This is a genomic window from Paenibacillus sp. SRL342, assembly GCF_984798905.1.
Window position 1 is genome coordinate 3,009,253 of sequence record NZ_OZ481790.1, and the last position, 21,112, is coordinate 3,030,364.

A 21,112-nucleotide genomic window follows, 5' to 3' on the forward strand; every position below is an offset into this window, starting at 1 on the left:
CCAATAAGGAGATGATATCGGTCCATGAAGGCAAAAGTCGAGAAAATATACCCATTATCCCCGATGCAAAAAGGAATGCTGTTTCATGCGCTCGAAAATCCGTCTGAAGATGCCTATTTTGAACAAACGGTACTGGATATACGCGGGGAGATTGATCCCGAAATTCTGGAGCAAAGCTTCAATCAGCTGCTTGAACGACATGAAATATTGAGAGCCTCGGTTCATACCAAATTGGAGGAACCCGTTCATGTTGTTCTTGCGAGGCGGACGATCGGGTTTACCTTTCATGATCTGAGGGGCAGGTCAGACGATGAAGTCGCTGCCTTAATGCAAGATTTTATGGAGAAAGATCGTGCAAAAGGGTTTAATTTGTCCAAGGATAACCTGCTTCGAATCGCTCTTGTTTGTAATGGTGAACAGCATTTCCAGATGATCTGGACGTTTCACCATATGATACTGGATGGCTGGAGCATGGGCATTCTCTTCAATGAATTGCTGGATATATATGCTGATAGATCCAATGGCCTACCGTCTAAAATGGCAGATACCCGTCCTTATAGCAATTACATGAAGTGGCTCCAGCAGCAGGAACAGGAATCGGGCCTTGGGTACTGGGAGCATTATCTGTCAGGATACAGTGAGAAGACCGGCTTGCCTTCGATAAACCGATCAACAAGTGAGATTTCGTTCTCCAGAAGAGAGAAGAAAATAGAGTTTTCTCAAGCTCTCACCACAAAAATGAAAGAGATGGCGCAGAAACATGCCGTGACACTCCACACCGTCATTCAAGCGATATGGGGGTTTCTGCTCGCCAAATATAATGATAACGAAGATGCTGTCTTTGGGACCGTTGTATCCGGGAGGGATGCAGCCGTTGATGGCATTGAAAATATGGTTGGTTTGTTTATCAATACCATTCCTACACGTGTTACCTTTTGTGGAGAGCAGCCATTTGTGGAGCTTATGAAAAAGATTCAGTCGGACGCATTGAACAGTCAGGCGTATCAATATTTAAGTCTGGCCGAGGTGCAGGCCCGCACTGAACTCAAACATGATCTGCTTGATCATGTCGTTGTGTTTGAGAATTATGCTCTGGATACGAGGAAGATGGCGGAGAGATCCAATCTGGGTTTTGAAATCAACGAGATCACTGGAGAAGAACGAACCAACTATCCGTTTACGATGGCTGCTGGACTTGGGGAGAAATTGACGCTGCTGCTCATTTATGATGAGCATGTCTATGAGTCGGCTCTGATGGATCAGATTGAGAAGCATATGAAAGCGATTGTCCATCAAATTACATCAGATGAGAGTATCCAGATCCAGGACATTACGCTGGTTGGAGACGCTGAATTTCCGATGCTTGAAATGGTTTCAAATGGGGCTGTGACGGATTATCCCAAATGGAAAACCATTCCTCAGCTTTTTGATGAACAAGTCCAGAAGACACCTCATGCCACCGCCCTTATTATGGATGACGTGCATATCACCTACCGTGAATTGCAGGAAAAAGCGGATCAAATGGCATCCCGGTTATACGAATTTGGGCTATCCAAGCAGGCAGTGGTAGGACTGCTGGCAGACCGCTCGATAGAGATGATTGCAAGCATACTCGGGATTCTGAAAGCAGGGGCGGCTTATCTTCCCATGGACCCGGGTTGGCCGGAAGAAAGAATAAGTCATATGCTTCAGGACAGCAGGGCTACGGTGCTCTTGACACAGCCCGAATGGATCAGCCAGGCACCGCTGAATTTTCCAATATTACCGCTGTATGTGGACTACATGGATCATATGCCTGCGGTCATGGAGATGGCGGCTGCCACACAGGTAATGGAAGTGAAACCTGACAAGGAGAGCCGCATGGATGATCTGGCCTACATGATCTACACGTCTGGCTCTACCGGATTGCCCAAAGGAGTGATGATCTCTCATGCAAACGTAATTCGGGTTGTATGTGAGACGGATTACATCGATATTTGCCCGGAAGACCGGATTTTGCAGCTTTCGAATTATGCGTTTGACGGATCTGTCTTTGATATTTTTGGCGCACTATTGAACGGAGCCAGTCTGGTTCTGCTCAAGCAGGATACGGTTCTGGACACCCAAGCGCTCGCCGAAGTTATCGTTCGTGAGAAAGTCACGGTTTCTTTCATGACGACCGCACTGTTTAATCTGCTTGTTGATCGTGAGCCGGAATGTCTCCGTGACTTCCGCAAAATATTGTTTGGGGGCGAGCGGGCATCCGTGGTCCAGGCCAGGAAAGGACTGGATATTCTCGGAGCGGATCGCCTGATTCACGTATACGGACCCACAGAAAGCACGGTTTTTGCTACAGCTTATCCCATCAGGTCCATCGAAGCAGCGGTTACCAATCTTCCCATCGGAAAACCAATTGCCAATACTTCGGTCTGGGTTATGGACCGGTACCAGAATCCCGTTCCAGCTGGTATTCCAGGAGAGTTATGTATCTCCGGAGATGGTTTGAGCTTGGGGTATTTGAATAACAAGGAACTAACCGATTCCCGATTCGTTCCACATCCCTTACTTGAGGGAACGCGGATGTATCGAACAGGTGATCGGGTACGCCGGCTCCCAAACGGAGATATTGAGTTTCTCGAACGCTTGGACCACCAGGTTAAATTGCGCGGTTACCGCATTGAGCTGGGAGAGATTGAGCATGTTCTGCTGGAGCATGAAGGGATTCGTGAAGGGGTCGTAGTGACGAGAAAAGATGCAGCCGATCAGGACATATTGATTGCATATCTAAAGGCTGATCCAGCGCTGACAATCACTGGAATTCGTACGTATGTATCGGAGCGCCTGCCGGACTACATGGTTCCTTCCTACTTTATCCTGCTCAATGAGCTTCCCTTAACAGGAAATGGGAAGGTTGATCGCAGGGCGCTGCCTGAACCGGCAGAATGCATAGAACATTTGAAGCATGACCAATATGAAGCACCAAGTACGGTGCTGGAGAATCGCATTTGCACCATATGGAAAGAAATTTTGGGAGTGCAGATTGCGGGGGTTCATGATCACTTCTTTGAGTCCGGCGGTCATTCACTCAAAGCGACAGCACTGGCATCACGAATTCACAAAGAGATTCAGGTGATGGTGCCGATCCGACAGCTTTTCCTTGCTCCAACCATCCGAGGTATTGCCAATTACATTGAATCTGCTGCCAAAGAGGACTATCTTTCCATCCAACCGGCCGAATCAAAGCCCTATTATGCACTTTCGTCTGCTCAACGCAGACTTCATATGCTGCATCAGATTTCGGATACCGGAACTTCATACAATATGCCTGCAGTGATGAGAGTATCTGGAAAACTGGACGTGGCGCGATTTGAAGAGGCATTCCGGCAATTGGTACAGAGACATGAGTCATTCAGGACGTCCTTTGTCATTGTGGATGGCGAACCCGTCCAACGGATTCATTCACATGTTCCGTTTGCTGTTGAACATATTGAAGCAGGAAGCCGATCATTGGAAGAAACGCTTTCGGATCGAATTCGTCCATTTGAGCTGGACAAGGCCCCATTAATGCGGATCGAACTTGTGAAAATCAGTGAACAGGAACATGTAGTCGTGATGGACATGCATCACATTATCGCAGATGGTGTGTCAACGGGGGTGCTTGTTCAGGAGTTCCATGAATTGTATGAGGGGAAATCTCTGGCTGAGCTGAAGTTACAGTACAAGGATTATTCGGAGTGGCAAAAGGATTGGTTTAACAGTGAAGGACTCAAGACACAGGAAACCTACTGGCTTAATCGATTCGAGGGAGAAATTCCGGTCCTTCAATTGCCGACAGACTGGCCAAGGCCGCAAGTATATTCTTTTAAAGGAAATCGGGTGCAATTTTCATGTGACGAACAGCTTACACGCGAACTGCATCAATTGGCCAGAGATCATGAAGCGACATTATATATGGTACTGCTGGCGGCTTATACAACTTTACTTTCCAGATATTCAGGACAAGATGACATTGTCGTGGGATCTCCGATTGCGGGGCGCAAACACGTAGATCTCCAACAGGTGATCGGTATGTTTGTTAATACACTTGCCATGCGGAATTATCCTGTAGCGGAACGGTCCTTTAATGATTTCCTTGGAGAAGTGAAGGAGAATGCATTACAGGCTTACGAAAATCAGGATTATCCCCTTGATGAGCTCATCAACAAACTTCATGTTTCAAGAGACAGAAGCAGAAACGCATTGGTGGATACGATGTTTGTGTTGCAAAATCTGGAGCTTGAGCGTGCATACGGACAACAATGGGGTGATTTACACGTTGAGCCTTATGAGACGGAGCTACCCATTGCCAAATTTGATCTGACTCTTGCTGCTGTTGAACAGAATGGCCAACTTGAGTTTGAACTGGAATATTGCAGTGATCTATTTTCCCTTCAAACGGTTGAAAACATGGGCAATCACTTTATTCAATTATTAAAAGGGATATTAAGCAATCCCCAAGGCAAGCTGGGTGAGTTTGAAGTCGTATCTGAGGAAGAGAAGCAGACGCTGCAGTATGTCTATAATGATAACACCTGCTCTTATCCGCTGCACCAGCGGGTATACGAGTGGATTGAGCAAAATGCTCTGCGGACACCTGATCAGGTTGCTGTTGTGCATAAAGGCAGAAGCATGAGCTATCATGAACTGAATGAAGCGGCGGATTTACTCGCAGCTCGTCTGCGTCAGCGTGGTGTAACCAGAGAAATGGTCGTTGGTATTATGATGGATCGGTCTGTAGAAATGATTGCGGGCATTCTCGGTATTATGAAATCAGGAGGGGCTTATTTACCACTGGACCCATCAACTCCGGTTGAGCGAATCCGGTATATGCTTCGGGACAGCGGAGCAAGGTTGATAGTGACCCAGAACCATTGGTCAGATCGGCTCAGGGCTGCTGATTCCGAATGTGTGACACTCATACTGGATGAGGCAGCATTGAAGGATTGGAATGCTGCGGCATCACTCCAAATTCCGTCTGTGGCTGATTCGGCAACGATGACAACAAACCCTGATGATTTGGCCTATATCATCTACACGTCAGGCTCTACAGGTATGCCAAAGGGGGTACAGGTTGAGCAATGTGCCTTGACCAACTTCTGTTGTGGATATATAGATGCTCTACAGTTAACAGAGAGAGACCGGGTGGCAAACTATCTCCAAATGACCTTTGACGCTTCGATTAGTGAAATTTTCCCTGCACTAATGTCAGGGGCTACACTTCATATCATTCCGACCGAGCTGAGATTGGATATATCGAGGCTAAATGAATACTTATCGGAGTATGGAATAACGGCTGCAACGTTCTCTTCCAAAGTATGTGAATCATTCGTTGAACTGCCAAATTCCTCTTTGCGTTTGCTAGTTTCGGGGGGAGAGCAGCTTAAACTTCATGCCCTTCCGAATTACAGGCTGATCAATGCATACGGGCCAACGGAAAATACGGTGGTTACCACTCTGCATGAAGTTGATTCCATAGACGGTGTCATTCCTATAGGGAAACCTTTCACGAATACAAGAATTTTTATTCTGAATGATCATCTTCAATTCTGTCCGACAGGTGTGACCGGGGAGATGTACATTACCGGTCAAAGTCTGGCACGGGGTTATTTGAATAATCCAGAACTGACAGCCGAGAAATTTGTAGACAACCCGCATGAGCCCGGCGGCAAAATGTACCGGACAGGTGATCTGGTACGCTGGCTGCCTGGTGGCAACCTGCAATTTATGGGGCGTACCGATCAACAGGTGAAAATCCGTGGATACCGGATTGAGCTTGGCGAGATCGAGCAACAACTGCTGAAACATCCGGCCATCCGGGAAACAGCGGTTCTGGCTCATCAGGACCCGCAGGGAAATGGGGCGCTGTGCGCCTATGTTGTAGCCGAAGGTGAAACAGTGTGGACAGCTGCTACTGTTCGGGACTGGCTGGAAGCGGAACTGCCGGATTATATGATCCCGGCCTATGTGGTGCAACTGGATCGGCTGCCGCTGACGTCCCATGGCAAGCTGGACCGCAAGGCGTTGCCAGAGCCGGACCACCATCTGCCTGCCGGGCCGGAGACGGAAGCACCGCGTAGCGAGGTGGAGCGCATACTGGTGGACGTTTGGCGTGATGTGCTGAACATGGAGGAGCTAGGCGTCAATCACCAGTTCTTTGTCTCTGGGGGAGACTCCATCAAGGCACTCCAGATCGGATCACGTCTGGCCCGAGCGGGACTGCGGATGGAGGTCCGGGATTTGTTTGCCTATCCAAAGATTCGGGATCTCTCCCCGTATGTGAAATGGGATCAACGTGAGCGCCAGAGCCAGGAGCCTGTGGAAGGAGATGTGCAGCTGACCCCGATTCAGCAGTGGTTTTTTACGAACAACACGACGGAACGAAATCACTTCACGCAGTCCTTCATGCTGCATCGGGCGACCGGGTTCAAGCCGGACGTGCTGGAACAGGTGCTGGATCGGTTGCTGGAGCATCATGATGCGCTGCGCATGAGATATGAGATACAACCAGATGGGAGTATCCGCCAATTCAACCGTCCGGTTCACACTGGAGAGCGGATGTATACCCTGCACCGATTTGATATACGGGACTGGAATGAACCAGAGCGTCAGGTCTATGAGGCGGCTACCCGGGTGCAGCAGGCATGTAACCTGGAAGAGGGCAAGCTGGTGCAGGTCGGGTGGTTTGAAGCCGAGGACGGAGACCATCTGCTGCTGGCGATTCATCACCTGGTCGTGGACGGGGTGTCCTGGCGAATCCTGCTGGAAGACCTGGAAGTGCTGTATCAGCAAGCGGAGCGGGGAGAAGAGCTGGATGTGGGCGAGAAGACTGACTCTTACCAACGTTTCGCAGAAGCCGTGCAGGAGTACGCGAACAGCCCACAGGCTGCGAAGGAGCGAGCCTACTGGAGCAGGCTTGCCGCGGAGGGAGCTGGACTGAACCTGGGAGAACGGGAGGAAGCGGCAGGGCCGGATCGATTTGCGGACAGCCAAACCCTGCAAAGCACTCTGAGTGCGGAAGTCACCCAGCAGTTGCTGCGTGGGAGCAACCGGGCTTACCAGACGGAGATCAATGATCTGCTGCTCAGTGCGCTGTACCTTGCGGTGCGGAAGCTGACAGGCGAGCTGAAGCTGAAAGTGAACCTGGAAGGCCATGGCCGGGAAGATGTGCTGGAGGGGATCGATGTCAGTCGCACCGTGGGCTGGTTTACGACGCTGTACCCGGTTCTGTTGGAGGGAGAAGCGGAGGACGAACTTTCGACCACCATCAAACGGGTGAAAGAGGGATTAAGGAAGGTACCGCATAAAGGCTTTAGCTATGGAGCGCTGAAATATGTGGCCCGGATGCCAGAGCTGCAGACGGAGCGTCCAGCATCCATTTCGTTTAACTATCTCGGTGAAATGGACGGAGGCATGATTGGGGAAGCCATGTTCCGGGAGTCCCGTTTCTCCACGGGACAAACGATTGGTGGCCATATCGCCCGAAATAACCCGATTGAACTGAACACCTTCGTATCTGGTGGGAAGTTACATCTCAACGTAACAGCAAACCAAACTGCAGTGGACATGCCGCTTGTAAGTCGATTTGCAGAGCCGTTTTTGGAGCAATTAACGGAAATTGTGGACCATTGCTTGTGTCAGCGTGAAACGACATATACGCCTTCCGACTATGGTGATCCAAGTCTGGCACTTGAGGAGCTGGATCTTATCAAATCTGCCTGTCCGGGCGTGATCATTGAAAGGATTTATCCGTTAACCAATATGCAGCAAGGCATGCTCTTTCACGCAATGGAAGATGAGACATCAACTGCGTATTTTCAGCAAACGGTCATGGAGATTCGCGGGGAAGTGAACCCGGATTACTTGCAATCCAGTTTCAATGAGCTCATGAACAGACATGAAGCATTGAGAGCTTCATTTATGCATCATGATTTGGAAGAACCGAGACAGGTCATTATGCAAAACCTCACCATTGAATTTGAATTTCAAGACTGGACAGCTTTGGAAGCACATCATTCAGCAGCTCAGTTGGAAACTTTTACTCAGCAGGATAAGGCTCGCAGTTTCCGTTTGGATACACAGCCACTTATGCGTGCAGCTCTTTTTCGCACCACAGATCAATCCTTCACCCTTGTATGGAGCCATCATCATATTTTGCTGGATGGATGGTGTCTGGGAATTATATTATCGGAGCTGTTCCAGATCTATAAGGCCAAACTTGAGAATAAGGCGCATAACCTGAAGGACCCGAAACGATATCATCATTACATTCAATGGCTCATTCGTCAGGACAAGGATGAGGCCCAAGCGTATTGGAGACATTATTTAGAAAATTATGACACACAGTCGAGTGTTCCAGGTTTGCTTCTTACAGAGCATGATGTTCCATATTTGCGAAAAGAACAGACGATATCTTTGGGTCAGGAGGTAACCCGCCAATTAAATGAAATAGGTGTTCGTTATGGTGTGACGTTGAATACCGTCATTCAATGTATCTGGGGTCTGGTGCTGGCCAGATACAATGATACGGAGGACGTCATATTTGGAACCGTAGTCTCTGGCAGAGAAGCGCCAGTTGAAGGCATAGAAGAGATGATAGGGTTGTTCATTAATACGATTCCTGTTCGGATTGGTTATCCGCATCAAAAGCATTTTGGCGATGTACTTCAGGCCGTTCAGAAACAAGCCGTTGAAAGTCAGCGATTCAATTATTTGAATCTGGCTGAGGTTCAGGCATTGAGTGATCTCAACAAGGAATTAATGGATCACGTCTTTGTATTTGAGAACTATGCCCTGGATCATGGAGCTGTTCAACAATCCAGCACGGGGGTTGGTTTTGAAATTACCGGACTCTATGCGGAGGAACAGAGCAACTACGGATTCCTGATTTCAGCAACACCTGGTGACAGCCTGACCCTTGTGATTACGTATGATGGGAATAAGTATGATTCATCCATTATCGAGCATATGGATCAACATTTTAGGAGTGTGGCGGAACAAGTTACTTCAGCTGATCATCAGCAGCTTGCTGACATTCAACTTGTAGGTGGTGCAGAGCGTGAGGTGCTCCTGAATTCTTTCAATAACTCTGATGCGGATTACCCGCGAAATATGACCATTCATGAGCTGTTCCAGCAGCAAGTTCGACGTACGCCTGATCGAATTGCTGTCCGGGATGAGCATCGTCATATGACGTATATGGAGCTGAATGAGCGTTCCAATCAACTGGCCCGTATGTTGTTATCTCTTACAGGAGGAACAGAGCAATTCATTGGAATTATGGCGGATCGGTCAGTCGATATGATCGTTGGCATCATGGCAGTGTTAAAAGCGGGAGCTGCATATATACCTGTTGATCCCACCTATCCGGATGACCGTATTAGCTATATGCTGGAGGATTCGGGCATCCACCTGCTGATGGTCTCTGAAAAAGGAATGGATCGCGGACTTCACCGGGGTTTATGCGTTGTCTTGGAGGAAGAGAACTCGTATCACCTGGATGCAGGAAATCTGGAGACATCCGTTCAATCCCATGACCTCGCCTATGTCATTTATACCTCAGGTACAACCGGGAATCCGAAGGGAACATTGATTGAACATAAAAATGTCGTGCGTTTGTTGATCAATGACCGTAATCGTTTTGATTTCAGCGAGAACGATGTATGGACGATGTTCCATTCCTTCTGTTTTGATTTCTCGGTGTGGGAGATGTATGGAGCGCTGTTGTACGGGGGCACATTACTTATCGTTCCACATCTGGTCGCCCAACAGCCTGGAGAATTCCTGCAATGGTTAATCCGTGAAAAGGTAACTATTCTGAATCAGACGCCATCTTACTTCTACCGATTGATGCATGAGGAGGCAAAACGTCCGAGGAAGGAATTGAGTTTGCGAAAAGTCATTTTTGGTGGAGAAGCGTTAAGTCCGTCATTATTGGCAAAATGGTACAAGCGTTATCCGTCTACAAAGTTAATTAATATGTACGGCATTACAGAGACTACGGTTCATGTTACCTACAAGGAGATTACGTTGTCTGATATAGAAATGGGCAGAAGTAATATAGGTCAGCCCATCCCTACACTCAGGGCATATGTTCTGAACCAGTATCGTCAATTGCAGCCTGTAGGATGTGCAGGTGAGCTATATGTTGCAGGAGAAGGGCTTGCCAGAGGATACCTCAATCGATCCAGTCTTACGGAAGAACGATTTGTCGAAGATCCGTTCTATCCTGGTGAGAAAATGTATCGTTCAGGCGATTTGGCCAGATGGCGTGCAGATGGCAACATGGAGTACTTAGGCCGGATGGATCATCAGGTCAAAATTCGGGGATATCGAATTGAATTGGGTGAAATCGAACATCAATTGCTTCAGCTTTATATCGTAAAGGATGCATTCGTTGTAGCCAGGGCGGATGAAGAGCATACACAATTTATATGTGCATATATCACCCTGAATGAGGCAGCAGATGATGCGGTTACGCAACAGATCAGACAACAGTTGTCTCTTCAATTGCCGGATTATATGATGCCAGCCTACATTGTAAAGATGGATCAATTGCCACTGACCTCCAACGGGAAAGTGGATCGTAGAGCGCTGCCAGCCCCGGAAGCGGGCATGTCTGCACTTGGGGGTTATGAAGCTCCGGGAAGCAGGGTGGAAGCGGAATTACTTGCACTCTGGCATCAGCTTCTAAATAATGACCGTATTGGCGTAAACCACAATTTCTTTGAAGTTGGAGGACACTCGCTGAAGGCTTCGGCTCTCGTATCTCGCGTCCACAAGGCATTCGGTGTGGCCATACCATTGAGACAAGTATTTGCAACGCCTACGGTCAGAGCCTTGTCCAAGTGGATTGATTCTGCTCGTTCCAGCAAATATGTGACCATAACCAAAGCGGAAACCAAGGAGTACTACCCGCTCTCGTCAGCACAAAAAAGACTTTTTATTATGCATCAACTGGAAGATTCGGGCCTGGCCTACAATATGCCTTATGCTATGAAAATAACTGGCAATCTGGATGTATGCCAATTGGAAGGAGCCTTTCAGGATCTGATCAAGCGTCATGAATCATTCAGGACTTCCTTCCATATGGTTGAGGGACAGCCTGTTCAACGAATTGATCAACAGGTGGAATTCAGGATCACATCCCTCGAGCTGGGTGAACAGACTTTAGAAGCGTGGCAGGCGAGATTTGTTCGTCCATTCAATCTGACTCAGGCTCCGTTGCTGCGGGTGGAACTTGTGCAGATGGGACCTGCGGAATACAGTCTGATTATGGATATGCATCATATTATTGCGGACGGTGTATCCATGGGCGTCTTGACCAGGGAGCTAAGCGCCCTGTATGAAGGACAAACGCTTGAACCACTCCAATTGCAATACAAAGATTATGCCGAGTGGCAGGCACTATCCAGGACAACGGAAGTGATTCAGGCACAGAAGGACTACTGGATAAGGGTCTATCAAGAAGAAGTCCCGCTACTGGATATGCCAATCGATTATGCAAGACCACAACACCGTAATTATGAAGGTGAACTGTTCCCATTCGAGTTATCTGAGGGTGTGTCGCAACGGTTGTCTCAATTGGCTCATCGAGAGAGCGTAACCTTATTTATGCTTCTCCTTGCTGGCTATACAGCACTGTTACATCGATACACCGGGCAAGAAGATATCATCGTGGGGACACCGGTAGCAGGTAATTCACAGCCGGAGCTGCAAGATGTAATCGGTTTGTTCATTAATACACTGGCACTTCGGAATCGTCCGGTAGGCACGTTTACGTTCAAGGAGTATCTGAACAAGATCAAGGAGAATACACTTCAAGCCTATGAAAACCAGGATTATGCATTTGATGAACTGGTTGAACAGCTTGCCTTGACAAGAGATATGAGCAGAAGTGCCTTGTTCGATACGATGCTGGTATTCCAGAATTATGACAGTGAGGAGCTTGCAATCGAGGGTGTGCAATTCAGTTCACTTCCTCCAAGTAACATCCGATCCAAATTTGATCTCACCTTAACCGCAATGGAAGCTGAGGGCCGGATCAAATGTGTGTTTACGTACTCTACGGAGTTGTTTAAGCCTGAAACAATAGAGCGTATGGCAGGCCACTTGACTGAATTGCTGGATAATATCAGTAATGATGCCACGTTACGGTTGCAGGATATTCAATTCATCCCATCAGAAGAGACAAAGTCCATTATGCAGCTATCCTGTGGTCAGCCTGTGCAATACAGAACAGATGCAGCCCTGATCGAACTATTCGAGGAGCAAGTAAGGAAGTCATCCGGGCAACGGGCAGTGGTGTCAGGGGAAAACGAATTATCTTACGAAGAGTTGAATCGCAGAGCTAATCAACTGGCTCGCTCGCTGAGATCAAGAGGGGCTGCACCGAATTCGGTTATCGCAGTAAGCATGAATCCATCTGTGGACTTGATTATAAGCATGCTGGCCGTTCTTAAAACGGGAGCCATCTATTTACCGATTGATCCTGAGCAGACTGTGAACAGGACCAATGTTATTTTGAATGATAGCCAGGCTATCCTTGTGTTGACGGATCATCCGTTGTCCAAGGAGTTATCTTTCAGTGGGGATGTGTGTCAGGTTAACGACAGCAGTATCGAAAGCTTTGACTACACGGATCTATCTCTGCCGATTTCGCCTGAACAGCAGGTCTATATGATCTATACTTCAGGCTCGACAGGTACTCCGAAAGGGGTAATGGTTCGCAACCGAAATATTGTTAATTACACACAATGGTTCATCCGCGAAGCGGGAGTTTCTGCGGCAGATCGAACGATGCTGATGTCTTCCAGTGCTTTTGATCTGGGATACACAGGTGTATTTTCATCCTTGTTGCAAGGCGGTGAGCTTCACGTTCCAAGAAAGGAAGACTACACCAATCCGGCTAGAATATTACAAATAATGGCTCAACAGCGTATCACATTCATCAAACTGACCCCTTCATTATTCAATCTGCTGCTCCATGATGCTGCATTTGCAGAATGGCAGCCTGTGCTGAGGCTGGTTGTGCTTGGTGGGGAGAAGACAAATACAACGGATGTGGAAAAGTACCTTCAAGAGTTTCCAAACAGCCGGATCATGAATCATTATGGTCCAACTGAAACGACGATTGGTGTAGTTTTTCATAACATATCGTCTGTGAATGTTCGTTCCTTTATAGATCATCCGGTTATTGGCAGACCGATTGATAACACTGTGGTATACGTGCTAGATAAGCATAACCATCTGGTGCCCCGGGGTGTATTCGGTGAAATTTGTGTTTCGGGTGAAGCAGTGTCTAGCGGGTATTTCAATCAGGTTGAAATGACCCGGGAGAAGTTTGTTGAAGATCCATTCCAGCCGGGGCAGATCATGTACAAAACAGGAGATCTTGCCCGTTGGACACATGATGATGAGCTGGAACTGGCAGGTCGGAAGGATAATCAGGTGAAAGTGCGTGGTTATCGGATTGAGCTGGATGAAATCAAAAAACAAATGCTGCTTCTGGAAGATGTACGGGAGGCCGTTATCGTACCTGGAGCAAACCAGGAACAGACTACAGTGCTCTGTGCCTATTTCACCGCAAACAGATCCATACCATTGGACGAAATTCGCGTTCATCTAGGTGTCGAATTGCCTGAATATATGATTCCTACGCATTTTATGCAATTGGATACCCTGCCGCTGACCGGCAATGGGAAATTGGATATACGTGCACTTCCCGAACCGGATGCAAGCATGGGTGGAGAGATGGTCTATGAGGCCCCAAGAAACGAGGCGGAGAGCCTGCTCGTTTCCATCTGGGAAGAGGTGCTTGGCTTCAAGCCAATCGGCATTAACCATCACTTCTTTGCTTCCGGTGGTGATTCCATCAAAGCATTGCAAATTATATCCAGACTGTCCAGAGCTGGCAAAAAGCTGACCATGAAAGAGCTATTTGCTAATCCACAGATCAAGTTGCTGGGGCGTTATGTTAGAGAAGATTCCCATGTAGACCGGATGAAGCAGCGTGTGACGGGTCCGGTTGATCTTACACCCATCCAGAAGTCTTATTTCTTGCAGCATCAACGTACAGGAATGAACCACTTTAATCAGTCCTTGATGTTGTACCGCGAGGAGGGATTCAATCCAGAGATAGTCCGGCAGATCATGGAAGAGTTAATGATGCATCACGATGTCTTGCGGATGTCCTATCGTGAGGAACAAGGTAAGGTGGTGCAGACCCATCTCGATTATGAAGCAGGTCTTTTCCAGTTGGACGTACAGGACATGAACGGTCTTGATGAGCAGGAACTGTACACCAGGGTGCAGCAGGCAGCCTCCAACATACAGGAATCCATCGAAATTTTCGAGGGACCTCTGGTGCGAGCCGTCATTTTCAGGACCGATCAGGGAGATCATCTGGTCATTGTAATCCATCATATGCTGATTGATGGGGTATCTTGGAAAATTCTATTGGAAGACTTGGCCATAGGATACCAGCAGCTTCTGGAAGGACAAGATCTTTCTTTTTATCCGGTTACAGATTCGTACCCCTACTATGCAGCTTTCCTGAGCGACTATGCGAAGGGAGGTCGTCTCGCCAAGGAGCGTGCGTATTGGATCAAGACGGATCAAGAAGAAGCCGGCTTTCTTCCTCGGAATGAAGTTCATCTGAGCGAATATCGATACGGAGACAATCGAATGAGCAGCGTATCGCTGGACCGAGAGATGACAACTCAACTTTTGAGAGAGACAAACCAGGCCTACTATACTGAAATTAATGACATTCTGCTGGCTGCTCTAGCTCTCTCCATCAAGGAATGTGCAGGAGCGAGCAAAGTTAAGGTAACGATGGAAGGTCACGGTCGTGAGCTTATGGGAGACGAATTGGATATCAGTCGTACGGTTGGCTGGTTTACAAGCAAATATCCAGTATGTATCGATCTCGGGAATGAGGAAGGGATTGGTACAACGATCAAGGAGGTAAAAGAGCAGCTAAGAAGGGTTCCAGCGAAAGGAATTGGTTACGGAATATTGAAATATATGACTACTGAATTGCCAAAGTTGAAAGAGCAGACACCACTCCTGTTGTTTAATTATTTGGGACAAATGGATCAGGATATCAACAGTGGTCTGTTTCGTTCGTCCTGGTTGCCAGCGGGCAATTCGGTTGGTGATGATGTCATTCGTGCCAATCCAATGGAAGTTATTGCCTATGTGGCTGAAGGTCAATTGATGATTAACATCACCTATAACCACAAGTTGTTTGATAACTCCATCGTAGAGAACTTTGCGACATCCTACCAAAAAATGCTCCAGTTGATCATTGAACATTGTGTGCAGCAACAGCAGGCCGAAAAAACGCCATCCGATTATGGAGATCCATATGTAACACTGCAAAATTTGAAAGTGATTACGCAAAAGTTCGGCCCAGATCGAATTGAAAAAATATATCCTTTGGCCAACATGCAGCGAGGTATGCTGTACCATGCACTTGAGAATCGCGGAGACAGGGTTTATTTTGAGCAGTTGATCATGAACATCAGAGGAAATCTTGACATTGACCGGCTTCAGGAGAGTCTGAACCTGTTGATGCAACGTCACGAAATGCTTCGTGCGTCCATTGAGTACCAAGTTACAGAAGAGCCGCGGAATATTATTTGTCAAAACCGAGAAGTTGCTTTTGTATACCGGGATCTTCGAGGTTTGCCAGAACAGGACAGAGGCGCTCGTGTATTGTCAATTGCTAGGGAGGACAAAAGAAAAGGCTTTGATCTTGGAAAAGATACACTGGTTCGATTTGAATTGTTGCAGACCAATGAGGAGCAATACTCGTTAATCTGGAGTAACCATCATATCTTGCTTGATGGCTGGGCAAGAGGCATCATTCTTGCAGAGCTGGTCCATCTCTATGAATGCAAACGTACTGGGAAAAACATTCAGCTCCACGAGCCTGTACCTTACAGTGAATATGTGGAATGGTTGCAGGCGTTGAACAAGGATGAAGCCATCTCGTACTGGAAGAATGTTCTGGGCGGATATGAGAACAAGGTTCAGTTGCCAGCAGGAATTTCTCGTTCATTGAACGATGGGGTCACTCCACAGGAGCATCAATTCCGCATTTCCAGACAGCTCACGAAGCAAATGAATGACCTTGCCAACCGGAACCATGTCACATTTTATACGGTTATGCAGTGTGTCTGGGGAATCATGCTTGCCAAGTACAACGATACTTCGGATGTCGTATTTGGAACGGTGGTATCCGGGAGAGAAGCGCAGGTAAGAGGGATCGAAAACATGGTTGGTTTATTTATCAACACCATTCCTGCACGGATTCAATGGGATGAGGGACATACCTTCAAACAACTGGTTGGAGATATGCAGGCCTTATCGATTGAAGGGAGTCAGCATCACCATCTGGGTCTGGCTGAAATTGCGTCTTTGAGCAGTCTAAAAAGAGATTTGATCGATCATATTATGGTTTTTGAAAATTACTCGGTGGATTCAAGTCTCGTTGAACAAGGCTCGAATGATATTGGGTTTGTCATTGAGGACGTCCATAGTCAGGAACAGACGAATTATGGATTCAATCTCATTGCAATACCTGGTGAAGAGCTTGTAATCAAGTTTGCTTATGATTCGGGCAAATATGATGAAGCCCTGATGAAAGTCATGGAAGACCATATGCTTACGCTGTTGAATCAAATCGTGACAGATGAAAACTTGCGGGTTGATGAGATTCAAATCATGACCAAACAAGAGCAAATCATCCTGTTGGATCAGTACAACGATACCGCATCAGCCTATCCAAAGGGCAAAATGATGCATCAGTTGGTCAGTGAACAAGTCCTCAAAACCCCTGAACATGTCGCCGTAGCGTTGGGCTCAGATGTGCTGACCTACAGACAGCTTGAAATAAAATCGAATCAGTTGGCAAGACATTTAAAGGCTATCCATGTTGGTCCAGGTTCCATGGTTGGTATTATGGTTGAACGCTCACCCGAGATGATTGTTGGCATTCTGGCTATTATGAAGGCGGGCGGAGCGTATGTGCCCATTGACCCGGAATATCCCGCAGAACGAATTACATTTATTCTGGAGGATAGCGGTTCACCGATCATATTGGAAATGGGAGAAGGCCATACCGGGTCGGGCAGAACATCCGTAGCGATTGATGCGGATTATAGCCATTATTCAGCAGAACCATTGGAGCAGCATGCTGGACCAGAGGATGTAGCGTATATGATCTATACCTCAGGATCGACCGGGAAACCAAAAGGCACAATGATTCCGCACAGCGGTCTGATCAACTATATTTTCTGGGCGAAGGACGTTTATTTGCAGAATCGGGAGCTTGATTTTGCCCTGTACTCCTCGTTTGCGTTTGATTTGACGATCACTTCGATCTTTACACCGTTGGTTACTGGAAATAAAATAGTGGTATATCCAACCAGCGGAGATGAACCGGTGATCCTGAATGTATTCAGGGATCGGCAAGCAGGCGTGGTTAAATTGACACCATCACATCTGAATCTGATTAAGGATATGGACAACACTCGATCTAGTATCAAGTGCCTGATTGTAGGCGGTGAGGACCTGAAATCGGAATTGGCTCGGGAAGTATATGAGAGTTTTGGAGGCAAGGTTCAGATCTTTAATGAATACGGGCCAACGGAAACGGTTGTAGGCTGCATGATCCATCCGTACAATCCCGAGACGGACACGAGAATCTCAGTACCTATTGGGAAACCTGCTGCAAATGTGCAGTTATATGTGCTGAATAAACATCAGCAACTGCTTCCGGCTGGTTCGCCAGGGGAACTATACATTGGAGGTGACGGAGTATCCCGAGGATACTTCGGACGTCCGGAACTAACGATGCAGAAGTTTGTACCCAATCCGTTCAAAGAAGGGACTACCCTATACCGGACAGGTGATCTGGTGCAATGGTTGCCAAATGGAGACATGGAGTTCCTCGGTCGAATTGATCATCAGGTGAAAATTAGAGGCTACCGTATTGAGCCGGGAGAAATTGAGTATCGTTTGCTGCAACAACCGGAAGTTAAGGATGCAATTGTGACCTCGCGGCAAGATGATGCTCAGCAAAGCTATCTCTGTGCGTACATCGTACCTGTGGACCTGAGTAAAAAGATGGACATCGTTCAACTGAAACAGGGATTGCTTGACGAGCTTCCTGCATATATGATACCTGCATTCTTTGTTGTGATGGATCAGCTTCCATTGACGGTGAACGGAAAAGTGGACTTGAAGGCATTGCCTGAGCCCGAGGGCAGTGTGACAGCTCTGCAATCCTACACACCACCGGAAACGGAACTGGAACGACACATGACAGATATTTGGGAGGACGTTCTTCCAGTGAAGCCGATTAGCATACATGCAAATCTGTTTGAGCTGGGTGCGAATTCGTTAAATGTGATGTCTTTTGTATCCCGATTGTACAGTCTGTTGAATTTTAGAATCCCGTTTAAGGATATTTTTGAAAAACCGACCATTGCTGATCTGGCGGCCTTTGTTGAGAAAGCCAAAGATCTGCTGGAGGACTACACCGAAGATTGCATGCAGCTAACCCGGACAAGTGAGGAAAATCGGATCGTTTTCTGTTTTCCTCCCGCTGCTTCCATGGGGATTGCCTACATGACACTTGCTCAGCATCTGGACTCGTTCGGAGTTTACAGCTTTAATTTCATCACTTCAGAAGATCGGATTGCTCGTTACGCTCAAATGATGATTGATATTCAAAAGGAGGGCCCATTCACGCTGATGGGTTACTCCTCGGGTGGAGTGCTGGCCTTCGATGTAGCCAAAGAGCTTAACCGCAGAGGATATGAAGTGCGTGACCTGATTATACTGGACTCAAAATACCGAACAGAAGTGGAAGAGCATCGTCTGACTGAAGAAGAGATTAGGCAGGAGATTCAGCAAAAGTTCAACATGAGTCAATATCAGGACCTTGAGAAATTGGCGAATGACTATTTGCTGGAGCTGATTACGAAGTCTTACCTGTATGTTCATGAAGCCATAACCTTTGGTACGATTGATGGTAACATCAGTTATGTGACTTCAGGACTTTTGGATGCCAATGCTTCGATTGCATTGTGGGCCCAATCCACCACAGGACAATTCAGACAAGTGAAAGGTTACGGCAAACATATGGAGATGATTGACAAAAATTATCCGGAGATTGTGAAACAGAATGCAACGCTCATCAACGAACTCTTGCTGACAAGCACTAAATAATATTTCAAGGTTGGCGTTTCGTGAGTCAGAAACGCCAACCTTTTTTTTAGAAAGAAGGTTGAAATCATGCAAAATATTCGTGTACTCATTGCTGATGACGATAAGGAGATTCGAGACCTGATCCGAAAATACCTGGAGCGGGAGATGTATACCGTAGATACTGCCGCAGATGGTGAACAAGCGCTGCAGCTGTTTCAACAGCACAAATATAATATGGTCATTCTTGACCTGATGATGCCTCAGATGGACGGTACGGAGGCTTGTCGAAGAATTCGCAGTATCAGTAATGTACCCATCATGATGGTGACAGCCAAAGACCACGAAACAGATAAAATTATAGGTCTTGGCATCGGTGCAGATGATTACATTACCAAACCATTTAGCATTCATGAACTGGTTGCTAGAATTAAGGCACTCATGCGTAGATTTATGGTTCTTGGGACGGAGGTTCCTGACCATAGTGAGGTCATTCGCTTCAAAGGATTGATGATGAATTTGAAAACATACACAGTTGATGTCCAGGGAAAAGAGACCGATCTGACTGGCAAAGAAACGGAATTGCTCAAATTTATGATGTCCAATCCTGGCCAGGTGTTCACCAAAGCCCAATTATTCAGGAATGTATGGGATAATGGGTATTTGGATGATGACAATACCGTCATGGTACATATCCGAAAGCTACGAATGAAGATTGAATCCGATCCTTCGAATCCACAGTTTATAAAAACCGTTTGGGGTATCGGTTATAAATTTGTAGGTGAACGGGATGAATAGAGATGCCATCTTGATTTTATCCGGTCTACAGTTGATCATCGGAGCTGGGGCTCTTGCTCTGGAATACTACACGAGCTTGACGCATGGTTCACGAATGTGGTTGTTTGCAGCGTTTGTTTTCACCAGCATCTGGGTACTCGTTAATCAATATCAGATTCGAAGCAAGCAGCAATCGATTGCTTCTGAACTGCATCGGGCGGTCAATGGAGAAGGAAAAAGAAGAATATTAAGCAAAGGGAATGTACTGCTGGATGAGATCGTTTTTGCAGCAAATGACCTGATGGAGCAGCTTGAAGGCGTAAAGATCGAGGCCCAGCGCTCTCAGGCAGTAAGAAAGAGTCTGCTTTCCAGCATTTCTCATGATATTCGCACACCTCTGACTTCGATGATTGGTTATGTGGATGCGCTCAAGGATGACATTGCTTCTACAGAAGAAGAGAGAAGAGACTATATGGATATTTTGTCGCGAAAATCGAAGGACTTGAAAAAAATGATAGATGAGATGTTCACCATGGCCAAACTGGATGCAGACGAGATGCCCATGCAGGCTGAGCCGTTGGATCTGGCCGAATTGACCAGGGAGATTTTGATTGAATTTATACCCAGTCTCAAAAAAGCAGAAATGGATCTAAAGATTCAGATCCCGGATTATCCTTGTTTCGTTATGGCAGACAGGTTGAGTATCAATCGCCTCATCAGTAATCTGATTCAAAATTCTATCCAGTATGGACATGAAGGGGGCGTTCTGGGAATTGAGATAACATGTTATCATCTTAATTTCCAATTAACCGTATGGGATCAGGGACCAGGGATATCAGAGAAAGAGCTAAATCTAGTGTTTGAACGTATGTATCGCAGTGACCACTCACGTAGCCCTGTCTTTGGGGCAAGCGGGCTTGGGCTTTCCATTGCCCGGACATTGGCTGAGAAAAATGAGGGGTATTTGAAGGCAGAGAGCAAACCTGGCGTGAAAACATCCTTTATATTCACAATCCCCAAGTATAAGCGGCTGTCAAAGTCACAGCACAATTAAGAGATAGTTAAGATTTGGATAAGCGCTATTTAAAATCTGAAACCTAGA

Annotated in this window: 3 protein-coding genes; all 3 read left to right on the top strand. The window is 46.9% G+C overall.

Features of this window, described 5'->3' with window-relative positions; genetic code table 11:
* Positions 1 to 24: 24 nt before the first annotated feature.
* The 3 genes from AC4E8D_RS13480 (at position 25) to AC4E8D_RS13490 (ending at position 21,064) form a co-directional block, all read left to right on the top strand.
* Positions 25 to 19,257, top strand: coding sequence for a non-ribosomal peptide synthetase (locus AC4E8D_RS13480; protein WP_490206322.1), 19,233 nt, complete (start codon positions 25 to 27; stop codon positions 19,255 to 19,257).
* Positions 19,258 to 19,323: 66 nt separating this feature from the next.
* Positions 19,324 to 20,031, top strand: a complete 708-nt coding sequence (locus AC4E8D_RS13485; RefSeq protein WP_221819610.1) for a response regulator transcription factor — start codon at positions 19,324 to 19,326, stop codon at positions 20,029 to 20,031.
* Positions 20,024 to 21,064: a sensor histidine kinase gene (locus tag AC4E8D_RS13490; protein WP_260632643.1), complete on the top strand. Its 1,041-nt coding sequence runs from the start codon at positions 20,024 to 20,026 to the stop codon at positions 21,062 to 21,064. Before AC4E8D_RS13485 ends, AC4E8D_RS13490 begins: the two co-directional genes overlap by 8 nt.
* Positions 21,065 to 21,112: the final 48 nt, after the last annotated feature.

What these genes read in the sequence shown, in the direction of transcription:
- AC4E8D_RS13485 (WP_221819610.1), top strand. Translation starts at nt 19,324, where the DNA reads ATGCAAAATATTCGTGTACTCATTGCTGATGACGATAAGGAGATTCGA.
- AC4E8D_RS13480 (WP_490206322.1), top strand. Translation starts at nt 25, where the DNA reads ATGAAGGCAAAAGTCGAGAAAATATACCCATTATCCCCGATGCAAAAA.
- AC4E8D_RS13490 (WP_260632643.1), top strand. Translation starts at nt 20,024, where the DNA reads ATGAATAGAGATGCCATCTTGATTTTATCCGGTCTACAGTTGATCATC.